16 protein-coding genes and 1 tRNA gene are annotated in these 20,536 nt (G+C 65.0%); 7 read left to right on the forward strand and 10 right to left on the reverse strand.

The features are described from left to right. Positions 1–119: 119 nt before the first annotated feature. Positions 120–1,433, reverse strand: a complete 1,314-nt coding sequence (locus tag V6M50_RS10585) for an MFS transporter (protein WP_332818524.1) — start codon at positions 1,431–1,433, stop codon at positions 120–122. 129 nt (positions 1,434–1,562) lie between these two features. On the opposite strand from V6M50_RS10585, the gene V6M50_RS10590 reads away from it, so the two are divergent. The 3 genes from V6M50_RS10590 to V6M50_RS10600 are packed head-to-tail and all read left to right on the forward strand — an operon-like array spanning position 1,563 to position 6,286. Then, positions 1,563–3,284 carry a DUF885 domain-containing protein gene (locus tag V6M50_RS10590; RefSeq protein ID WP_332818525.1) on the forward strand — a complete coding sequence of 574 codons (1,722 nt, stop codon included), beginning with the start codon at positions 1,563–1,565 and terminating at the stop codon, positions 3,282–3,284. Positions 3,285–3,344: 60 nt separating this feature from the next. Continuing rightward, complete coding sequence (locus V6M50_RS10595) at positions 3,345–4,517, forward strand: TIR domain-containing protein (protein WP_332818526.1); 1,173 nt, start codon at positions 3,345–3,347, stop codon at positions 4,515–4,517. Beyond that, positions 4,514–6,286 (forward strand): adenylate/guanylate cyclase domain-containing protein, encoded by a 1,773-nt coding sequence (locus V6M50_RS10600; RefSeq protein ID WP_332818527.1) that lies wholly within the window; start codon positions 4,514–4,516, stop codon positions 6,284–6,286. Before V6M50_RS10595 ends, V6M50_RS10600 begins: the two co-directional genes overlap by 4 nt. Here the strand turns inward: V6M50_RS10600 and V6M50_RS10605 are convergent. After that, a complete protein-coding gene (locus tag V6M50_RS10605) occupies positions 6,278–7,579 on the reverse strand; it encodes an RsmB/NOP family class I SAM-dependent RNA methyltransferase (protein ID WP_332818528.1) in 1,302 nt (433 codons plus the stop codon). The two genes, V6M50_RS10600 and V6M50_RS10605, sit on opposite strands and share 9 nt — an antisense overlap. Here V6M50_RS10605 and V6M50_RS10610 point away from each other — a divergent pair. Further along, positions 7,578–7,844 carry a DUF1674 domain-containing protein gene (locus tag V6M50_RS10610; protein WP_332818529.1) on the forward strand — a complete coding sequence of 89 codons (267 nt, stop codon included), beginning with the start codon at positions 7,578–7,580 and terminating at the stop codon, positions 7,842–7,844. The genes V6M50_RS10605 and V6M50_RS10610 overlap by 2 nt on opposite strands. 245 nt (positions 7,845–8,089) lie before the next feature. Here V6M50_RS10610 and V6M50_RS10615 read toward each other — a convergent pair whose 3' ends face one another. After that, positions 8,090–8,869: a SapC family protein gene (locus tag V6M50_RS10615; protein WP_332818530.1), complete on the reverse strand. Its 780-nt coding sequence runs from the start codon at positions 8,867–8,869 to the stop codon at positions 8,090–8,092. A gap of 122 nt (positions 8,870–8,991) precedes the next feature. Continuing rightward, positions 8,992–10,416 (reverse strand): FAD-binding oxidoreductase, encoded by a 1,425-nt coding sequence (locus V6M50_RS10620; RefSeq protein ID WP_332818531.1) that lies wholly within the window; start codon positions 10,414–10,416, stop codon positions 8,992–8,994. 201 nt (positions 10,417–10,617) lie between these two features. Between V6M50_RS10620 and V6M50_RS10625 the strand changes: the two genes are divergently transcribed. Together V6M50_RS10625 and V6M50_RS10630 are read left to right on the forward strand one after the other, a co-directional pair. Continuing rightward, on the forward strand, positions 10,618–11,142 hold the full coding sequence (locus V6M50_RS10625; RefSeq protein ID WP_332818532.1) for a hypothetical protein: 525 nt from the start codon (positions 10,618–10,620) through the stop codon (positions 11,140–11,142). Between the two features lie 114 nt (positions 11,143–11,256). Beyond that, on the forward strand, positions 11,257–12,660 hold the full coding sequence (locus V6M50_RS10630) for a DEAD/DEAH box helicase (RefSeq protein WP_332818533.1): 1,404 nt from the start codon (positions 11,257–11,259) through the stop codon (positions 12,658–12,660). Positions 12,661–12,672: 12 nt separating this feature from the next. Here V6M50_RS10630 and V6M50_RS10635 read toward each other — a convergent pair whose 3' ends face one another. Beyond that, positions 12,673–13,689 (reverse strand): NADP-dependent oxidoreductase, encoded by a 1,017-nt coding sequence (locus V6M50_RS10635; protein ID WP_332818534.1) that lies wholly within the window; start codon positions 13,687–13,689, stop codon positions 12,673–12,675. 99 nt (positions 13,690–13,788) lie between these two features. Between V6M50_RS10635 and V6M50_RS10640 the strand changes: the two genes are divergently transcribed. Further along, positions 13,789–13,864, forward strand: a tRNA-Ala gene (locus tag V6M50_RS10640). Between the two features lie 17 nt (positions 13,865–13,881). Here the strand turns inward: V6M50_RS10640 and V6M50_RS10645 are convergent. The 5 genes from V6M50_RS10645 to V6M50_RS10665 form a co-directional block, all read right to left on the reverse strand. Further along, entirely contained in the window at positions 13,882–15,045 is a 1,164-nt protein-coding gene (locus V6M50_RS10645; RefSeq protein ID WP_332818535.1) for an acyl-CoA dehydrogenase family protein, read from the reverse strand. A gap of 22 nt (positions 15,046–15,067) precedes the next feature. Then, entirely contained in the window at positions 15,068–16,117 is a 1,050-nt protein-coding gene (locus V6M50_RS10650; protein ID WP_332818536.1) for an aspartyl/asparaginyl beta-hydroxylase domain-containing protein, read from the reverse strand. A 53-nt stretch (positions 16,118–16,170) separates the two neighbouring features. Beyond that, a complete protein-coding gene (locus V6M50_RS10655) occupies positions 16,171–17,061 on the reverse strand; it encodes a DUF4349 domain-containing protein (RefSeq protein ID WP_332818537.1) in 891 nt (296 codons plus the stop codon). A gap of 74 nt (positions 17,062–17,135) precedes the next feature. Then, positions 17,136–19,433 (reverse strand): ATP-dependent helicase, encoded by a 2,298-nt coding sequence (locus tag V6M50_RS10660; RefSeq protein ID WP_332818538.1) that lies wholly within the window; start codon positions 19,431–19,433, stop codon positions 17,136–17,138. Between the two features lie 61 nt (positions 19,434–19,494). After that, positions 19,495–20,367 (reverse strand): Rossmann-like and DUF2520 domain-containing protein, encoded by an 873-nt coding sequence (locus tag V6M50_RS10665; protein WP_332818539.1) that lies wholly within the window; start codon positions 20,365–20,367, stop codon positions 19,495–19,497. Positions 20,368–20,536: the final 169 nt, after the last annotated feature.

Genomic DNA, 20,536 nt, shown 5'->3' on the forward strand with positions numbered 1-20,536 from the left:
GCTCCATCGTTGGGAGAGAGGGGAACCGCGGAGACGGGTGTGTGATAGATAACTCAACTGATTAAATTGACAATAGGCGATAGACGGAATGAGGATGAATTGCGGCGAACGGTGAGATGCTAATCGCTGCCTTGTTTGAACTGCGGTTCAAACGTACGGGCGCGGCGCAGCTCGGGGAAAATCCACGCCCAGAGCGCGGTGACGCCGATCGCCGCGGCGCCGCCGAATACGACCGCGAAAACGGGGCCGAAGGCCGCTGCCATCGACCCTGCGCGCATTTCACCGAGTTCGTTCGACGCCGAGATCGCGAGTCCCGAAACCGCACTGACGCGTCCGCGCATATGATCGGGTGTGTTGAGCTGGATCAGCGTGCCGCGAACAAAGACCGAGAACATGTCGGCAGCGCCCATCACAACGAGGAGTGCCAGCGACAGCAGGAGGTTCGTCGACAGGCCGAACGCCACGGTCCCGGCGCCGAATGCCGCCACGGCCCAGAGCATTTTTACGCCGACGTTGCGTTCGATCGGGCGGATCGCAAGGCCGACGCCGACCGCCACCGACCCCAGCGCGACCGCTGCACGCATGAATCCCACGGCGTCGGGCCCGGTATGAAAGATGTCGCGGGCGAAAACGGGGAAGAGCGCCGTCGCGCCCGAAAGGATCACTGCGAACAGGTCGAGCGTGATCGTGCCGAGCAGGAAGCGTTCGCGCCAGGTGAACTGCAGCCCGTCGGCCATTTCGCGCAACGGGTGACGGCGCACTTCGGCGGGCGGCGGCAGGACGGGGCGGACGCGGCTGATCGTGAAGGCCGAGATCGCGAGCAACAGGACGGCGAAGACATAGACCGACGCAGGATGTGCGGCAAAGATAAGTCCGCCGGCAGCGGGGCCGATGACCGACGCCGATTGCCACGCGATGCTGCTCATCGCGATCGCGCGGGGCAGCACCGCCGGAGGAACAATATTGGGCGCGATCGCGCTCATCGCCGGCCCCGAAAAGACGCGTGCGACGCCGTGCAGCGCCGCAAGGCCGAACAGCAGGGGAAGGGTCAGCCCGTCGGTCCAGGTGAACCAGCCGAGCGTCGCCGCGATCCCAAGGTCGACGAGGTTCGAGAAGATCGCGACACTGCGCCGTTCGAACCGGTCGGCGGCCCATCCTGCCACCGGCGTCAGGACCGCCAGCGGAACGAACTGGAAGAGGCCGAGCAAGCCCAGCTGAAACGAGGCTTCGTGAACCGACATGCCATAGTCGGTGCGCGCGGTGTCATAGAGCTGGACACCGATAACCACGACCATCGCGATCGTCGCCATCACCGCGGTGAAGCGCGCGAGCCAGAAATAGCGAAAGTCGGGATAGCTGAGCGGGGAGGGGGCCTTGGGCGTTGCTGCCGGCATTACCGGTTCGTCGCCATCTGCTGGGGGGATCGTCGCCATTGTCTTTCGCCGTAGCCCGCTTTTCGCGGCTGTCCAGATGGCATAGCTTTGCCGTTCGTCGATTATCGGGTGCCATCGACCGGAGCCGCTGGCAGAAGCGCTCGCATCGGAGTTCAGGGAGATTCTCGAATGAAAAGCAAATTTGCTCGCTTCGGCGGCGCCGCGATGGCGGCGACGTTGCTGGTCCTCACCGCGTGCAACGCGTCGGATAACAAATCGGCCACCGCCCCGAGCGCGAAGAACTGGACCGAGTTCCGCGACAATTTCCTCAAGGGCTATTTCCCGCTCAATCCGAATTTCGCGGTCTATCAGGGCAAGCATGAATTCGATGGGCAATTGCCCGACTGGTCGCCCGAGGGGCTGGAAAAGCAGGCGGCCTATCTCGAAAAGACCATCGCCGATGCGAAAGCCTTCGATGGCGAGATGAGCGCGTCCGAGAAGTTCGAACGCGACTATCTGATCCACGTCGCCCAGGGGCAACTGTTCTTCCTGCGCGACACCGATTTCGCGCAGAAGAACCCGGCCTTCTACACCGGCGCGCTCGACCCCAATGTCTATATCGCGCGGCCCTATGCCGACGCGACGACGCGGATGAAGGCGTTCATCGCTTATGCCGAGAAGGTCCCGGCGGCCGCGGCGCAGATCAAGGCGAACCTGAAGCTTCCGCTACCTGCGACCTTTGTCAAATACGGCACCGCGGGCTTCGGTGGCTTTGCCGACTATTATAAGGGTGACGCCAAGGCGGCCTTTGCCTCGGTCAAGGACGAGGCGCTGCAAAAGCAATTCGACGAAGCGGCGGCCAAGGCTGGCGCCGCGATGTCCGACCTCGCCAAATATGTCGGGTCGCAGCCGGGGACCGCCGACGGCTATGCGCTGGGCGCCGAGAAATTCTCGAAGATGATCCTGACGAACGAGGGCGTCGATACCTCGCTCGACGAACTCGAGCGGATCGGGCAGGCCGATCTCAAGCGCAATCAGGATGCGCTGAAGGCGGCTTGCGCGACCTATGCCGCGGGCATGACGATCGCCGACTGCATGAAGAAAATGAACGCCGACAAGCCCGCCGACGGTCCGGTCGCCGAAGCGCGGCGCCAGTTGCCCGCGCTGCGTGCGTTCCTCGTCGAAAAGGATCTCGTCACCATCCCCGGCACCGAACAGGCACAGGTCGAGGAATCGCCGCCCTATAACCGACAGAACAGCGCCTATATCGACATTCCCGGGCCGTATGAAAAAGGCCTGCCGTCGGTCTATTATATCTCGCCGCCCGATCCGACATGGGACAAGCAGACGCAGGCCGACTTCGTGCCGGGGCGCAAGGATCTGATGTTCACCTCGGTCCACGAGGTGTGGCCGGGCCACTTCCTCAATTTCCTCCATTCGAACCGCGCGACAAGCATCTTCGGCAAGCTGTTCGTCGGCTATGCGTTCGCCGAAGGCTGGGCGCATTATACCGAGGAAATGATGTGGGACGCCGGGCTTGGCGCGGGCGACCCCGAAACGCATATCGGCCAGCTGTCGAACGCGCTGCTGCGCGATTGCCGCTACCTGTCGGCGATCGGGCTTCACACCAAGGGCATGACGGTCGCGGACAGCGAAAAGCTGTTCAAGGAGCAATGCTATCAGGACGAGGGCAACGCCCGGCAACAAGCGGCGCGCGGCACCTATGATCCGGCCTATCTCAACTACACGATGGGCAAGCTGATGATCCGCAAGCTGCGCGACGACTGGACCAAGGGCGACAAGACGAAATGGAAGGCATTCCACGACGAATTCCTGTCCTATGGCGGCCCGCCGATCCCGATGGTGCGCGCGGCGATGATGAAGGAAAAGACGGCAAAAGCGGTCTTCTGAGCCCCGGGCTGGCAAATCGAACCATTGATGGCTAGCCTCCTTTCAAAAGGGGGCTAGCCGATGGTCGATGTGTTCATTTCCTATTCGCGCGACAACAAGGCGCGGGTGGCGGATATTGCGGCGGCGGTGACCGCGGCGGGCTATGACGTCTGGTGGGATGCCGAACTGCCGCCGCATCGTTCGTACAGCGATGTCATCACCGAAAAGATCGGCAGCGCGAAGGCGGCGATCGTTGTCTGGTCGCATTTGTCGGCGCAGTCCGAATGGGTGCGTGCCGAGGCCGATGTCGCGCGCAACCAGAAGAAGCTGGTGCAGACGGCGATCGACGATGTGATGCCGCCGCTTCCGTTCAACCAGATCCAGTTCGCCGACCTCAGCGACTGGCATGGCGAGACCGACCATCGCGGCTGGCGCAAGGTGCTGATGAGCCTCGAAGAGCTTTGCGGGCGTGACGCCGCGGTCCCGGCACCGCTGTTGACGCCCGCACCGAAGGCAGCGCCAGCGGAGTTCGAAGGCGACGGACAGGCGGCGCACCCTGCGCAAAAGTCATCCTTCCTGCCCTGGGCCTTGCTTGGACTGGCGGCGATCGCTGTGGCCCTGTTTGCGTGGAAGCTGTTGTCGCCTGCTCCCGCAACGCCCGAGCGTCCCGTCGTGGCCGAAGGCGCGACGTCAGCCCCGGAGGTCGCCGCCTCGACGGCAGGAGCCCCGAGCGAGGCCTTCACGCTGGCCGCGACGATCGACGACCCCGACGGTTTCACCAACATTCGTTCGGGCAAGAGCGTGAAAGCCGCCATCGTCGGCAAGGCGCTCGAGGGCGAGAAATTCCTGACCTACAAACAGCCCGGCCAATGGTGGCGCGTCCGCAAGGCCGACGGCACGACGGGCTTCATGTTCCGCAAATATATCCGGCTGATCGAAGGCGGCGCGTCCGCGGCTCCCGTCCAACCCGCGGGACCGATGCCGGCGGGTGTCGGCGGCAGCGGTGTCGTCATCCCCGATTCGTCCGAACGCCTGCTAACGGCCGATGAGCTCGGCAATTACAGCGCGCTCGAACTGCGCATCGCACGCAACGAAATATTCGCTCGCCGCGGGATGCTGTTCAATGACTCGGCGCTGCGCGCGCATTTCAGCCAGTTCGACTGGTATCGCCCGACGACCGGCAATGTCTCGCTGTCGCCGATCGAGAAAACGAATGTCGCCTTGCTGAAATCGGCCGAAACCGCGGCGCAATGACGTCGCCGGCCGAAGCCGTCGAAGCCGAGGTCGCGCATCGTCTGGGCGAGGGCGATGCCCTCAGTGCTTTCGACTGCGCGGCCGCGGCGCGGCGCGAGGGGGTGGACAGCCCCCGACTGCGCTACCTGATGGTACGCGCGCTCGCCGCCTCGGGCGACAGCCTGGGCGCGATGCACCTTTATGAGCAACTCGATCTCGCCGCGACCGGCGACGTCGACAGCCTCGCGCTCGCGGGGCGTATCTGGAAGGACGAAGCCTTTGACCATGACGGCGCGCGCCGCATGGCGTCGCTGCGGCAGGCGGCGTCGGCCTATGACCATGCGTGGCGGGCGTCGGGCGCCTTCTTCCCTGCGATCAATGCGGCAAGCCTCTATGCGATGCTGGGCGAACCCGACCGCGCCGCGGCGTTCGCCGAGCCGATCGCCGCCAATGGCGCGGGCGACAATTATTGGGACCAGGCGACACTGGTCGAGGCGTTGTTGCTGCTCGGGCGCGGCGACGAGGCGCTCATCCACGCGCGGACAGCCAAAGACCAGGCGGGAACGCGTGCCGGCGACCGCGCTTCGACGTGTCGCCAGATCGCGCGGCTTGCCGATAGCGGCGCAATCGATGCCGTCCATGCGAAGGCGATCGTCGATTTGCTGCGTCCGCCGCCAGTGGGTGCATATTGCGGCCGCATGTTCCGCGCGGGCGGGGTAGGCGAGGAAAACGCCCGGTCCGCCATCGCCGCCGCGCTCGACGCCCAGCCATTGTCGGCGCTAATCGGCCCGCTCGCGTGCGGCGCCGACATATTGTTCGCCGAAGAAGCATTGGCGCGCGGAATCGATCTGACCATCGTGCTGCCCTTTGCCGAGGATGATTTCGTAGCGCAATCGGTCGCCTCGGGGGGCGAGGCATGGCTGGCGCGCTACGTCCGGTGCCGCGACCGGGCCGCGATGGTCCATTTCGCCAGCAGCGCGCGCTACGTCAGCGACGATTGCCAGTTCATCCTTGGTTCGCACACCGCGATGGGCCTCGCCAAGCTGCGCGCGCGCGAGCTGGAGACGATCGCGATCCAGCTGGCGGTGGTCGATCCCGAGATTGCCGCGCGTCCGTCGGCCGTTATTGCCGGGACCAATGCCGACATCGCGCTGTGGCAGGATCATGGCGGCGAGACGCTGGCCATTGCCGTCGGCGATCTCGACCGCAACCTCGACTTCCCTCCCGCGCCGAAACCGCCGGAGGGGACGCGGCGCGGGCTCTACGCCATATTATTCGCCGATTTCGCCGGCTTCTCAAAGCTTGGCGAGGCCGAATTGCCGATTTTCGCCCGCGACGTGATGGGTGGCATCGGCCGCATCCTCGACGATTTCGGCGATGCCGTGCTGTTCCGCAATACGTGGGGCGATGCCGTCTATGCCATCATCGGCAATCCGGCAACGGCGGCGCGCATCGCGTTGGCTATGCAGGAGAAATTAAACGTCCTTCCACCCGAACTCGGGCTCGACGGGCAAAAGGCCGGGATGCGCACCGGCATTCATTTCGGCCCGATCTATCGCGGCCACGATCCTGTCGTCGGCAACGAACTATGGTACGGCACCGAAGTGACCCGCACCGCGCGGATCGAACCGGTCACGCTGGTCGGGCAGGTCTATTGCACGCAGCCGCTCGCCGCGATGCTGGCGCTTGCCAATTCCCGCGATTTCGACTGCGACTATGTCGGCAAGGTCCGGCTCGCCAAGGATTATGGCGAACTCGCACTCTATCGCCTCTCGCGCCGATCAATCTGACGGCGCGCGCAATCGCGCGATGAAAAAGCCGTCGAGACCGCCGGCGTCGGCGAGCATGCCGGGCACGGTGCGAACAAGGCCGTTGGCATCGGGGGCGACAGCGCTTGGCAGCTCAACGGTGCGGGCGGGGTCGATCGCCCAACCCTTGTGACGATCGAGGAAAGTCGACACCTGATCCTCGCCCTCGGCGCGTTCGAGCGAGCAGGTCGCATAGATCAAGACGCCGCCCGGCTTGACCCAGCGTGCCGCGCGCGCGAGCAATTCGGTCTGCAATATGGCCATTTCCGCAATTTGCGCGGGCTCGATACGATGCAGCACGTCGGGATGACGCCGGAAAATGCCCGTCGCCGAGCAGGGTGCGTCGAGGAGCACGGCATCGGCAGGCTCCCGGGGCGCCCACGAGCGAATATCGCCCTGAACGATGTCGGCGGAAAGGCCGGTGCGTTCCATATTGGCGCGCAGCCGGTCGAGCCGTTTCGCGCTGGCATCGACCGCGACGACATGCCATCCCGCCGCCGCGAGCTGCATCGTCTTTCCGCCCGGCGCGGCGCAAAGGTCGAGTACGGTCCGGCCTTCGCCGGCGCCGAGCAGGCGCGCGGGCACGCTTGCCGCCACATCCTGCACCCACCAACCGCCTTCGCGATAGCCCGGCATGTCCTCGACCGCCTGCCCGCGCGGCAGGCGGCGATGACGCGGCGCGAACGACGCGGCATCGGGCCATTCGTCGGCCCCCGGCTCGGCGGCGAAGCTGAGGTCGATCGGCGGCGGGGCGCTCCACGCAGCCTCGGCGGCGTCGGTCATCTCGGCGCCCCATTGCCCGGTCCATCGTTCCGCTGTGGCGGCCGGCAGGGTGGCGCGTTCGGGGAGCTGCCATTCCTCCTGCTGCGCGCGCGACAATATCGCGTGCACCAGTCGTCGTGGCCCGCCCGCGACAAGCGGCAGGGCCGTCGACACAACCGCATGGGCGGGGCTTTTGAGCACCAGCAATTGCGCCAGCGCGATCCGCAGCACGGAGCGCGCCTTGACGTCATCGGGCAGGATTTCGGTCGTCGCGCTGTCGATCAACGCGTCGAGATCGACCATCCAGCGCAGCGTTTCGGATGCAATCGCCACGGCAAAGGCGCGGTCGGCGCCGGTCAGGCCCTGCGCCGCCGCGTGCATCGCGACGTCCAGCGGATCGCCGCGCCGCAGGATCGCATCGAGAAGTCGCAGCGCCGCGCGGCGCTGCGCGGTGCCCGGCGGATCGGCTTCGTTCGACGCGCGCCGTTTTCGGGGTGGACGGCGGTCATTCATGACGGGAATCGGCGAGGTTGGCGTGGGGCATGGAAAATCCTATAGGGACGGCATCATGATCGACAGCAGCAAAAACGGCACCATCGGCGAAACGCGCCGCGCGACGAAGCGACCCGCGCATGTAAAGGCGCCCGCAAGCTGGACCAACGACCCGGTCCCCGCGCCCGAGCCGGTCCGCGAGGACAAGCCCGAAGATCAACCGGGCGGGCGCAATCCGGTGCGCTATGGCGACTGGGAGCTCAAGGGGCTCGCAATAGATTTCTGACGCGTCGGACAGCGCAACGGTCAAAAGGGGCTTATCCGCCCGATAAGTCCCGCGCGACGGACAAATCATTGTTTCAAAGTCGCTGCGGCGCGCGTTTTGCGCGGCCCATCCCCGACCGACATGGCGAGACCGGATTTGACGATCATCGCCAGCCCGATCGCCGGTCAGCCATATGGCCACCTTGGCATGACGCAAACCGGCGGTGCTGCCGGCGTCTGCCACGGTGGCCCTGGGCGTCAACGTCCTCAGACGGTCGGAACCTCCACGATTTCCGGCACCTTGCCAGCTTTGACCTGCTCGGCAAAAACTTCGCGCATCAGCTGCAGCGAGAAGAGGTGGGCAAAGATCAGGCCAAGGATGCCGTTCTGCATCAACTTGCGCAGGACGTCGCCGCGCAGTTCGCGCAGCTTGTTCTCGTCGACCATCTGGAAACCGCGATAGATATAGGGTTTGTCGCTGCCTTCCTGCTGGATGCTGACTTCGCCGTCGATCAGCAGGTCGGCCTTTTTCAGCTCGTCGACAAACATGCCGGTGCGCTGGCCGGCTTCTTCGAAATTCTTGCAGAATTCGAGAACGGCCTGGACGGGGGCGGTGGGCTGCCCGTTTTCAAACAGTGCATCGCCTTCCTCGAACTTGCCGATGGCGTTCGAGGTCGGATCGAAGCACAGCGACAATTCTTCCGAATCCTGCTGAAGCCGGGCGAGAAGGAAGGGGTAACGGCGGATATAGGCCGGAACATAGACCGGATTGACCAGCTTGCCCTCGTCGTCGACAAAGGTGTTCACGCCTTCGTTGAGGCCCATCAGCGCGAGCGGAACCGGATTGTCGCCCGCCGAAAAAACGATCGGGAAAAAGCGGCAAGCCGACACGAACTCGTCGGACGTCAGCGGGATCGCGTGCTGGTTGATCAGGAAATCGGCCTTGTCGAGCGGGCGCGCGTGAAAATCGGCATGGTCGACGCTCGAAAGCGGTGCGAGGTCCTTGTAGAAAAGCGGCAGGTTGGCAGGGGCGGGCGCAGTGGCCATGATCGAACTCCGGTAGGGTGTCCCGACGGTCGGGGACTAAAAAGATAAAGCGCCTTATTGACCCGCGTCCCTCGGCGCAAGAGGGCGATGGCGCGGAACGGCCCGGCGGCCGGATAAACCCGTCAGGCGATCAGTTTGCCGGGATTGAAGATGGCTACCGGATCGAGCCCCGCCTTGACACCGCGCAGCGCGGCCAATCGCGCCGGGCTGTCGAGTTCGGCGAGGATGTCGCGCTTCATTTGCCCGATGCCATGCTCGGCCGAAATCGACCCGCCCAGTTCGATGACATGCGAATAGACCAGCCGGCTGACCGCAGCGCCATGCGCCGCAAGCCACGCGGCGCCATCGCCGTCCGCTGGGGGTTGGACGTGGTGATGGACATTGCCGTCGCCCAGATGTCCGAAAGACAAGGCGCGCGCGCCGGGAAAGGCTTGCTCCAGCCGGCCTGGGTTTTCGGCGATGAAGGCCGGCATCAGGTCGACGGGGACGCTGATGTCGTGCTGCAGCGCCGGCCCTTCGGCCCGCTCGGCCTCGGAAATGGAATCGCGGAGCCGCCAGAAATCGTCGCTCTCGCGATCGCTTTTGGCGATCACGACGTCGCGGATCAGCCCGGCATCCAGCGCCGCGGCGAGCTGCTGTTCGAGCGCCTCGCCCAAGGACTGGTCGTTTTCACCCGCGAGCTCGGTCAGGACATACCAGGGATGCGCGGCCGCGAGCGGCGCGCGCGTCTGGGGGATATGACGCAGCACGGCATCAAGGCAGCCATGCGGAATCAGTTCGAACCCTTCGAGTTCGCGGCCGATCGCGGTATCGAGCCGGCGCAGGAGCACGAGCGCGCTTTCGGGCGAATCGACCCCGATCCACGCGGTGCGCCGGGCCGCGGCCGAGGGGACGAGGCGCAGACAGGCGGCGGTGACGATCCCCAAAGTCCCCTCGGCGCCGCAAAACAGGTGCCGCAGGTCATAGCCGCGATTGTCCTTTTTGAGCGGCGCGAGCCCGTCGAAAATGCTGCCGTCGGGCAGTACGGCCTCCACGCCGGCCACCAGCGCACGCATCGTGCCGTGGCGAAGTACCTGCGTGCCGCCCGCGTTGGTCGACACCAGCCCGCCGATGGTCGCCGATCCCTTACCCCCCAGGGTGAGCGGAAAGCGAAGCTGGTGCGCCAGGACGGCATTGTGAAAATTCTCGAGAATCACACCCGCCTCGGCAACGGCGACCTGCGCGGCGGTGTCGATCCCGCGCACGCGGTTCATGCGTCGCAGACTGATCAGCAATTGATCGCCGCTTGCATCGGGGGTCGCCCCGCCGACCATGCCGCTGTTGCCACCCTGCGGCACGAGCGCGGCCTGTGCTTCGGCGCAGAGGCGCACGATCGCGGCCACCTCTCCGGTGGTTGCCGGCGACAGCATCGCCGCGGCACGTCCATGATATTTGCCGCGCCAATCGGTCAGCCACGGCGCCATCACATCAGTGTCGGCGCTATATCCCTTCGGACCGAGCAATTTTGCGAGAGCATCGAGCAGCGATGCAGATGGCGGGCGCGTCATGCCGTTCCACTCCGGAAATTTTCACCGCCGCAAACCGGGCCGCGGGCGGGCAGGGGTCGACAGCAGTTCATTTGATGTTCAATCATCCTTGTTAAAGGGGGCGATGGACGAATAGTATCTTTTCGTCCAGCGGACTTGGACGCGGGAGCCACAGGTGAGCAGCATCTTTTGTCAGGACGCCGAAGGAGCGGCAGCGCGGTTGTGCTGACGGCGGCATTCCTGTGGTTCGCGGCCTCCGCACCGGCGGCTGACGCGGCGACGCCCGTTGCCGCGCCGGAGCAGTTGGTTGCAGTGTCCCAGCGAACCCCCGAACAGACCGCGTCCTTCTGGCAAGTGGTAATCGAACAGCAGCTCATCATCCGTGTGCCCGCGCAACGTTCGCCGCTCAACAATTTCGCCGCGGGACCGGCGCCTTCCAGGCGCGCCACCGAATTGCCGGTCGTCTGGAAAGAGAAAAAGGCGCCCAAATGCGTGTCGATGCGCAACATATTGGGGATGCAGGCGGTCCAGCGCGACAGCATCGACCTGATCACGCGGCAGCGGCAGCGGCTGCGCGCCCAGCTCAATCGCGGCTGCCGCGCGCTCGACTTCTATGCCGGTTTCTACATGCAGGGCAGCAAGGACGGGCAGCTCTGCGAGGATCGCGACCAGATTCACGCGCGAACCGGCGCCAAGTGCGAGATCGACAAGTTCCGGTTGATGGTTCCGGTCCGCGACGACGATTGATCGCGCTTTTAATAGCCTTTCCTTGACTTTTCATCGCTATTTGCCCAAGGGCCGCGGCAACGCTCGCCTGCGTGGGCGGCTGGGCGCATCCTCTTTTCCGGACATGTTAACCTTATGAAATTTGCCGACATCGGCCTTTCCGACGAACTTTTGCGCGCCATCGACGAGTCGGGCTACAATGAAGCGACGCCGATTCAGGCGGGAGTCATCCCGTCGGTATTGATGATGCGCGACATCATCGGCATTGCGCAGACGGGGACCGGCAAGACCGCATCCTTCGTGCTGCCGATGATCGATATTCTTGCCCACGGCCGCGCTCGCGCGCTGATGCCGCGCTCGCTGATCCTCGCACCCACGCGCGAACTCGCAGCGCAAGTCGCGGAGAATTTTGAAAAATACGGCAAGTATCACAAGCTGTCGATGGCGCTGCTGATCGGCGGCGTGCAGATGGGCGATCAGGTCAAGGCGCTGGAAAAGGGCGTCGACGTGCTGATCGCGACGCCGGGCCGCCTGATGGATCTGTTCGAACGCGGCAAGATCCTGCTGACCGGCTGCAACCTGCTCGTGATCGACGAGGCCGACCGGATGCTCGACATGGGCTTCATCCCCGACATCGAGAATATCTGTACCAAGCTGCCCGCGACTCGGCAGACCTTGCTCTTTTCGGCTACGATGCCCGCGCCGATCAAACGGCTGGCGGACAAATTCCTGTCGAACCCGAAGACGATCGAGGTCGCGCGTCCGGCGAGCCGGAACGAGAATATCGAGCAGTTTCTGGTCAAGACCTCCGAACGCAACAAGCGCGATACGCTCCGCAGCCTGATCGAGGCCGAGAAGGTCGGCACCGCCATCGTCTTTTGCAACCGCAAAACCACCGTGCGCGAACTGGCAAAATCGCTGCAGCGCTACGGCTACAAGGCGGGCGAGATTCAGGGTGACATGGACCAGTCGAGCCGCACCGCCGAACTCGACCGGTTCAAGGCCGGTACGATCAACATATTGGTGGCATCCGACGTTGCGGCGCGCGGCCTTGACGTCAAGGGCGTCAGCCACGTCTTCAATTTCGATGCACCGTGGCACCCCGACGATTACGTCCACCGCATCGGCCGTACCGGCCGTGCGGGCGCCCAGGGACGCGCCTTTACGCTGGTGACGCCATCCGATGACGAGGCGATCGACAGCATCCAGAAGCTGACCGGGTACAAGATTCCCGTCCATGGCGGCGGGGCACCGGCGGCCGAAGCGGCTAAACCGGCCCGCGACGAAGCAGAAGGCGAGCCGAGGCGCGAACGTTCGGCGCGCGGCGGGCGCGGCAGAAGTGCCGCGAAGCCCGATAAGGCGCCGGAGTCACGCCCTGCAGCTGCCGCTGAAGCGCAGCCGGCCAAGCCGCGCGAAGAGCGGAAGCCCCGCGCCGATCGCAAACCGGCACCGTCGCCCAGACACGACGATCAGGATGGTCCGGACGACGGCTGGAACGGCCCGATGCCGGGTTTCCTGTCGGTCGGTTTCGGTAGCTGACGCGGGTGCTGGTCAGAGCCTGACCAGCATTTTCCCGATATTGCCGCCGGAGAACAGGCCGAGGAAGGCGTCCGGCGCCGATTCCAGCCCGTCGTGTACCGTTTCGCGCATCGTGACGGCGCTGCTCGCGATCAGTCCGCCCATGTCGGCATGGAATTCTTCCATGCAGTCGATGAACTGGTCGGTGTAGATAAAGCCTTCCATGCGGATTCGCGCCGGAATGGCGCGGACGAGATATTTCATCTCCTGCGGCTTGGTGTCGTTATAGACGTCGATCATTCCGCAGATGGCGAAGCGCGCGAAATCGTTGGCGACCGCAAAGGCGGCGTCGAGATGCTCGCCGCCGACATTGTCGAAATAGACATCGACCCCGGATTTCCCGAGATCCCGCAGCGCCTGTGCCAACCCCGAAAGCACCGGTTCCGCCTTATAATCGATCACCGCATCGGCGCCCAAATCCCTGACCCACGCGCATTTTTCGGCGCCGCCGGCAGAACCGATCACGGTCATTTCGCGGGCCTTGGCGATCTGCACGACCGCCGAGCCCACCGCACCCGCCGCGGCGGAAACGAACACCGTATCGCCAGGCTTGGCGGCGGCGATGCGAAGCAGGCCGATCCATGCCGTGCCGCCGGTCAGCCCCATATTGTGCAGAAAGGTCTGCGGGGTCAGGCCCGCGGCCAGCGCCTCGGTGGGGAGCTTGTTGGGCATCATGTCGAGGCCGATGATCCCGCCGTCGCGCCAACCGCCCATATGGAGGATCAGGTCGCCCGGCGCGAAACCTTCCATCGCGCTTTCGATGACTTCGCCGATCGCGCCGCCGGTCATCGGCTGGTCGATCTGGAAGTTCGCGGCGTAGCTTTTCGCCTCGTTCATGCGTCCGCGCATATAGGGGTCGACCGAAAGCCACAGGTTGCGGACACGCATCTGGTCCTTGTCCAGCGGCCCGTCGGGCACCTCGCGAAGCGCAAAATTATCTCTCGTCGGCAGTCCTTGCGGACGACTGGTCAAATGCCATGCCTTGGCCATCGGAATCCCCCCATTCCTCAATTTCACCCGGCGACAGCGGCATTCGTCAGAAAAGCCGTTGCCACTGCCAAACAGTGCCGTTAAGACCCCGCCGGTCGCGGGGCCGTAGCTCAGATGGGAGAGCGCTGCAATCGCACTGCAGAGGTCAGGGGTTCGATTCCCCTCGGCTCCACCAGCGACCCTTCCGATCCATCAGCCCGCAAAATCGCGAATCATGTTCTTTGCGATGACTAGCTGCTGGATCTGCGTCGTCCCTTCATAAATCCGGTAAATGCGGCAGTCGCGATAGAAGCGTTCGGCCAGATATTCCTTGAGATAGCCGGCGCCGCCGTGGATCTGCACGACGCGATCGGCGACGCGCCCGCACATTTCGCTCGCGAACATCTTGGTCGCTGCCGCTTCGACCAGGATTTTCTCGCCGCGATCGGCGCGTGCGCAGGCGTCGGCAAGCATACATTCGGCGGCATAGATTTCGGCTTTGCTGTCGGCGAGCATCGCCTGGATCAGCTGAAAATTGGCGATGGGCTCACCGAACGCCTTGCGCTCCATTGCATATTTAAGGCCGGCGTCGAGCATTCGCTTCGCATAGCCGACGCTGGCCGCGGCGACCGACAGGCGGCCGTTGTCGAGGCTCTGCATCGCGGCGCGGAACCCGATGCCTTCCTCGCCCCCGAGCAGCGCGTCGCCATCGACATGCACATCCTCGAGGATCACGTCGGCGATCTGCGATCCGGCCTGGCCCATTTTGCCATCGGGCCTGCCGATCGACACGCCGGGCGCGTCGCGCGGGACCATGAAGGCGCTGACATGGGCGTTCTTGGGCAGCGCCTCGGCATTGGTGCGCGCCATCACGAGGATGACGTCGGCGAAGGGCGCGTTGGTGATGTAACGCTTGGTGCCGTTGAGCACATAGCCGTTGCCGTCGCGCACCGCGCGGGTCTTCATCGCCGCGCTGTCCGACCCGCTGTCGGGTTCGGTGAGGCCGAAGGCGGCGATGGCGCCCATGGCCAGTTTGGGGAGCCAGTGCTCCTTCTGCTGCTCGGTGCCGAAGCCGACGAGCGATTTGCACACCATGCCGATGTTGATCGAGATGATCGAGCGATAGGCAGGCGAGGCATAGGCGATCTCGCGGATGAAGCCGACATACTGGCTGACGTTCATGCCCGCCCCGCCATATTCCTCCGGCATGGTGACGCCGAACAGGCCCATCTCGCGCATTTCGGCGAGGATGTCGTCGGGAACGCGGCCAAGTTCTTCGAGCTGGTCTTCCGCCGGGATCAGCCGCTCGCGGACATAGCGCTGCAGCTGTTCGATGAAGGCTTCGTAGATGTCGGCGTCCATTCCCGGATTGGTCATCGTCTTCCTGTCCCTTTGGCTTTCATTGTTCGGCATAGCTGTCGATCGCGGAGAAAATGCGGGTCAATTGCTCGCGTTCGTCGGCGTCGATGTCGGGGCGCCAGATTTCGAACAGCAGGATCGTGCGATCGCGGGTGCCGCGGTTCCACGCTTCATGTTCGAAACTGTCGTCGAAAATCAGCAGTTCGCCTTCGCGCCAGCTTCGCGTCTCTGCACCGACCCGCAATCCGCAGTCGTCGGGCACGATCAGCGGCAGGTGGCAGATGAGGCGGGTGTTGAGCATGCCGTGATGCGGCTGGATATGCGTTCCGGGGGTGAGCCGCGAGAAGAGCGCGAGCGGCGCGCGGCCCGGGATCACCGGCTGCGGAGCGTGCTCCAGCGCGGCGAGCGCCGCCGGGCAGAGCGTTTCCATCCCGTCGGCGACGACCCCGTCCTTCCACAGCCAGGCGGCGCCCCAGTCGGGTTTGTCCAGCAGCGGATTGTTCGGCGGCGGACGGTCGGGGCTGGCGGTGACATAAGGGCCGAAGCGATCGGACGCGGTGTCGACCAAGGCCAGCAATTCGGCGCGGATCGCATCGGTTGCGGCTTCGACATCGGGCACCCAGTCGAACATATCGCGCTCGAAAAAGGGACGCTGCGCAAGGCCGGGGAAATAAAACATGCTCGGCTGTTGCAGGTAGAGCGGCTGTTCGCCCGCGAGCACCCGCAAGGCCTCGGCGACGCGCGGCGTCGCCGTGCCGGCGTCGATCCCTGCGCTGCGCAACTGGCCGAGCAAATGATCGGCAAAGGCGCGATCGGTCGCGGCAAGAAATTGTTCGGCGCGCTGGAGGCCCGGATGGAGGGCAGGGGGGACACTTCGCGCATTGGCGGCGGTGCCGAGCGCGAGACGGTAGAAGCTGCCCGCCGCGCGGTCGTCGGCCAAGCGGCGTTTGAGTTCGGCCATGGCGAGCAATGCCGCGATATTGCCGCGGTCGGCGCGGATCGCATCGTCGAGCGCCTTGGTTTCCGCCGCGACATCGCCGCGGTGGTGGGCGTCGCGCGCCTGGTCCAGCCATGTTGCCTGCCCCGTCATGGCTCTTGCCATAACGCGGCACCGGACCTTTGCAAGCGACGCCCTGCCGTGCTTCAGCTTGCGGGCGGCGTCGCCGGATCGCTCGCCGCGGGCTTTGCCCGCAATTGTTGACGGACGGCGCTCACGAACCGGCTGCGCCAGAAGGCAAGGAGCAGCGCGAGGAGGAGTCCCCAAGGCAGGATGGCCGCGCCGAGCGTAAGGACGAAAGTCAGCGCCGTGCTGCCGCTGCGCATCAGCGTCTCACCGGCGCTGGCCAAGGGATTTTCATGTCCGATGCCCGGCAACCCGCCGTCGCTGACATAATTGAACGCGACGCTCGTCCAGGCGATGCGTGCTTCTCCGGACCGGCGGCTCTGACGCTCGTCGCCAATCTGTCGGCGCAGCTGGCTGATCTGCGCCAGCAGTTCTGCGCGTTCGCGCTTGTCGAGCCCGCCCGATTTCAGCCGGCCTTCGAGCCGGGCGATTTCGGCTTCGGAACCGGCGCTGCGCTGTTGCGAGGCGAGAATTTCGGTGCCGACATCTTCGCCGGCGACGCTCGCGTCGGCGAGGACGCCCTCGGCCTTTTCGACGCTCGCGATCGCATTGGCGCCGAACTTGCGAGCGATGCCGGGGTCGAGTTTGAACTGGGTCTGCGCCTCGACGAGCTTTTCGTCGGTGAGCTGGTAGCGGACGTCGACGATGCGGCAGCGCTGGACGCCGAGCGTTTCGCAGGCGGCGGCATGCTCTTCCTGGACTTTCGAGATGCGGTCGTCGGCGAGGCGGAAGGTATAGGCATAGTCGAAGGCGACGCCGGGGGCGGCTTCGATGCCGATCCGGGGAGAACCGGCATCGGCTGCGGCTTCGGCGGCGGCGGGACTTTCAGTGGTCGCGGCATCCTTGGATGCCCGTTCCGAGCAGCCGGCCAGGGCGAGCGCCATCAAGCCCGCTAAGAGCTTCATTTTCATTGAAGATTCTCCCAAAACGCGACTCGTGGCCGCATGGGACGACATATCATAACTGATATAGTTGACAATAAGAATCAGGCGAGCTTGACGAAGCTGTCGAGGACTCTCTTGCTGCCCGCCTGTTCGAAGTCGACTTCGAGCTTGTTGCCGTCGATGTCGGTGATGCCGCCATAACCGAATTTTTCGTGGAACACGCGCATGCCGATCGCGAGATCGGCGCGCGCCTTGGCCCCGACCGATGCGGCGGGACCACGCTCCGACGGTGCCGGGGCGCGGGTGACGGTCGAGGAGCCGGCGACGGCGCGCTGCCATGCCGGGCCGCGCGTCATCGTGCGCGCCGATTGGCGCTCGGCGACATGCGCGAAGGGATCGCCCTGCGCCGACCAGTTGGCGCGCCACAAAGATGCCCCGCCGCCGAAGCTGTTTTCGCTGTCGACATGTTCGGGCGGGATTTCGGCGATGAAGCGGCTGGGGATGCTGCTCATCCACTGGCCATAGATGCGCCGGTTCGCGGCGTGATAGATGCTCGCGCGCTGGCGGGCGCGGGTGATCGCGACATAGGCGAGGCGGCGTTCTTCCTCGAGGCTGGCGGTGCCGCCTTCGTCCATCGAGCGCTGCGACGGGAAAACGCCATCCTCCCACCCGGCGAGAAAGACATGGTCGAATTCGAGGCCCTTGGCGGCGTGGATCGTCATGATCGTGACGGTCTCGGTGTCGTCGTTCTGGTCGCGGTCCATGACGAGGCTGACATGTTCGAGGAATTCCTCGAGCGTTTCATATTCCTCCATCGCGCGGACGAGTTCGGAGAGGTTTTCGAGGCGACCCGCGGCTTCGACGCTGCGGTCAGCCTGGAGCATCGCAGTGTAGCCCGATTCGTCGAGGATCAGCTGCGTCAGTTCGGGGTGCGAGAGCTGGTTGGCCTTTTCCTGCCAGCCGCGCATTTGGGCGACAAAATTCGCAAGCTGGCGGCGTGCCTGCGGGGTCAGTTCGTCGGTCTCGGTGATCCGCGACGCGGCGTGGAGCAGCGGGGCCTGCTCGGCCCGCGCGAACTGGTGGATGCGCGCGAGCGCCTTGTCGCCGAGCCCGCGTTTCGGGGTGTTGATGATCCGTTCGAACGCCAGATCGTCGGCGCTCGACTGGACGAGGCGGAGATAGGCGAGGGCGTCGCGGATTTCGGCGCGCTCGTAGAAGCGATAACCGCCGACGATGCGGTATGGCATGCCGATCGCGATGAAGCGGTCTTCGAACTCGCGCGTCTGGAACTGCGCGCGGACAAGGATGGCGGCGTGGTCGAGCGAGACGCGCTGGCGCTGGAGGCTTTCGAGTTCCTCGCCGATGCGCCGTGCTTCTTCGGGGCCGTCCCACACGCCGACGACGCGGAGCTTGTCGCCGGGCTCGAGCTCGGTCCACAGCGTCTTGCCGAGGCGGCCGCTGTTCTGCGCGATCAGCGCCGAGGCGGCGGCGAGGATCTGCGGCGTCGAGCGGTAATTCTGTTCAAGCCGGATCACGGTCGCGCCGGGAAAATCCTTTTCGAAGCGCAAGATGTTCGCGACCTCGGCGCCGCGCCACGAATAGATTGACTGGTCGTCGTCGCCAACGCAGCAGATATTTTTCCGGGTCTGCGCAAGCAATCTCAGCCAGAGATATTGGCTGGCGTTGGTATCCTGATATTCGTCGACGAGGATATATTTGAAGCGGTCCTGATATTGCGCGAGCACGTCGCGGTGGTTTTTGAGGATCACCAGCATGTGGAGCAGCAGGTCGCCGAAATCGCAGGCGTTGAGCGTCTTCAGCCGCGCCTGATAGAGCGCGTAGAAATGCTGGCCCTTGCCGTCAGCGTAGGATTCCTTGTCGGCGGCGTCGAGATCCCCGGGCACGAGGCCGCGGTTCTTCCATTTGTCGATGAGGCCGGCAAGCTGGCGCGCGGGCCAGCGTTTCTCGTCGAGCCCCTCTGCCTGGATCAGCTGTTTGAGCACGCGAAGCTGGTCGTCGGTGTCGAGGATAGTGAAATTGCTTTGCAGCCCGACGAGCTCGGCGTGGCGGCGCAGCATTTTTGCCGCGATACTGTGGAACGTTCCAAGCCACGGCATACCCTCGACCGCATCGCCGATCATGCGGCCGATCCGTTCGCGCATCTCGCGCGCCGCCTTGTTGGTGAAGGTGACCGCGAGGATTTCGGACGGCCAGGCGCGCCGCGTCGCGATGATATGTCCGAGCCGCGCGGTAAGCGCCGCGGTCTTGCCGGTGCCCGCGCCCGCGAGCATCAGCACCGGGCCCTCGGTGGTGAGCACCGCCTGGCGCTGCGGGCCGTTCAGGCCAGCGAGATAGGGCGGATCGGACGCATCGGGCACAAGGGCAGGGGTATCGGTCACGCGCGAACGATTAGGGAACAGCGACCGGGCTGTCCAGTGCGCTGAGGCTGTTTGCCGTCAGCTAGGCGAGCTTGCCCCGAACCATCGCGAGGGCTTGGGGAGAGCCGTCGCGTTCCAATTCATCCACCGTGGCGAGCGCCATGGCGCGATAGGCGGGGAGCAGTTCGGGACAATATGCGCCGAGCGCGTCCACATGATCGCCGATCGTCTGGCTATCCCCCCTGAGCAACGGCCCCGACAGCGCCGCAAAGCCCGACTCGAGGCTGTTTTCCAGTGCCGCGCGGACGAGCGGTGCAAGCAGCATCGCCGGGTCGTCGACACCCGCCACCTCCAAAGCGCGCGATGTGCCGGCCATAAGCGTCACCAGATGGTTGGACGCGTGGCAGAGGCCGGCATGATAGAGCGACCGTCGTTCCTCGGCGATTTCGACGGCGGTGCCTTCGAGCAAGCCGACCATGCTTCTCGCCCGTTCGATGGCTTCCGGCGTAGAGCCGGTGATTGCGAAACGCGCCTGCGCCATTCGCACCACCTCGTTCTGCGGATGCCCGGTGAAGGTCATGGCGGGGTGGATCGCCGCCGTCAGCGCGCCGGCAGCGCGGAGCGGTTCGAGAATGGCGGCGCCGCTGCGCCCGCTGACGTGAAAAACAAAAGGCGCACGGCCTGTCGGCATCGTGCGGACCGTATCTGCCGCGATGGCCGCCACAGCATCGTCGGAAACCGCGATGGCGATGACATCGCAATCGGCCGTCAGGCGATCGGCGGAGGACGCGGCGGCTGCGCGGCCAACGCGCGCGACCGCGGCGCGCAGCTTTTCCGGCGACCGACCCCACAGCAATGGCGGCGCGGCCGAATGCGGGCTGAGCGCCAGCGCGAGCGCTTGCGCCACGCGACCCGAACCGATGATGCCGAGTTGATGCAATGGAGGATATGTCATGGCCGGTGGGTGTAACGCGGCCGCGGCGGTTTCGCCAACGCGCTTGTCGACCGGAGAATGAAGTGACGGCTAGCAGCCGCTTTCGGCCAACCTCATGCCCCACGCCAATGCCGCCGATTTCGAATTTCGGTCACGACCGAATTGGCGTTTCCCAGCCGAAAATCCCGGG

This window comes from Sphingopyxis sp. (assembly GCF_036675685.1).
Lineage (GTDB): Bacteria > Pseudomonadota > Alphaproteobacteria > Sphingomonadales > Sphingomonadaceae > Sphingopyxis.

Excerpts from the sequence above, each read along its gene's own strand:
- V6M50_RS10635 (WP_332818534.1), bottom strand. The coding sequence starts at position 13,689 with ATGGCCAAGGCATGGCATTTGACCAGTCGTCCGCAAGGACTGCCGACG.
- V6M50_RS10665 (WP_332818539.1), bottom strand. The coding sequence starts at position 20,367 with ATGACATATCCTCCATTGCATCAACTCGGCATCATCGGTTCGGGTCGC.
- V6M50_RS10585 (WP_332818524.1), bottom strand. The coding sequence starts at position 1,433 with ATGGCGACGATCCCCCCAGCAGATGGCGACGAACCGGTAATGCCGGCA.
- V6M50_RS10595 (WP_332818526.1), top strand. The coding sequence starts at position 3,345 with ATGGTCGATGTGTTCATTTCCTATTCGCGCGACAACAAGGCGCGGGTG.
- V6M50_RS10615 (WP_332818530.1), bottom strand. The coding sequence starts at position 8,869 with ATGGCCACTGCGCCCGCCCCTGCCAACCTGCCGCTTTTCTACAAGGAC.
- V6M50_RS10605 (WP_332818528.1), bottom strand. The coding sequence starts at position 7,579 with ATGAATGACCGCCGTCCACCCCGAAAACGGCGCGCGTCGAACGAAGCC.
- V6M50_RS10620 (WP_332818531.1), bottom strand. The coding sequence starts at position 10,416 with ATGACGCGCCCGCCATCTGCATCGCTGCTCGATGCTCTCGCAAAATTG.
- V6M50_RS10645 (WP_332818535.1), bottom strand. The coding sequence starts at position 15,045 with ATGACCAATCCGGGAATGGACGCCGACATCTACGAAGCCTTCATCGAA.
- V6M50_RS10630 (WP_332818533.1), top strand. The coding sequence starts at position 11,257 with ATGAAATTTGCCGACATCGGCCTTTCCGACGAACTTTTGCGCGCCATC.
- V6M50_RS10610 (WP_332818529.1), top strand. The coding sequence starts at position 7,578 with ATGACGGGAATCGGCGAGGTTGGCGTGGGGCATGGAAAATCCTATAGG.
- V6M50_RS10600 (WP_332818527.1), top strand. The coding sequence starts at position 4,514 with ATGACGTCGCCGGCCGAAGCCGTCGAAGCCGAGGTCGCGCATCGTCTG.
- V6M50_RS10650 (WP_332818536.1), bottom strand. The coding sequence starts at position 16,117 with ATGACGGGGCAGGCAACATGGCTGGACCAGGCGCGCGACGCCCACCAC.
- V6M50_RS10655 (WP_332818537.1), bottom strand. The coding sequence starts at position 17,061 with ATGAAAATGAAGCTCTTAGCGGGCTTGATGGCGCTCGCCCTGGCCGGC.
- V6M50_RS10590 (WP_332818525.1), top strand. The coding sequence starts at position 1,563 with ATGAAAAGCAAATTTGCTCGCTTCGGCGGCGCCGCGATGGCGGCGACG.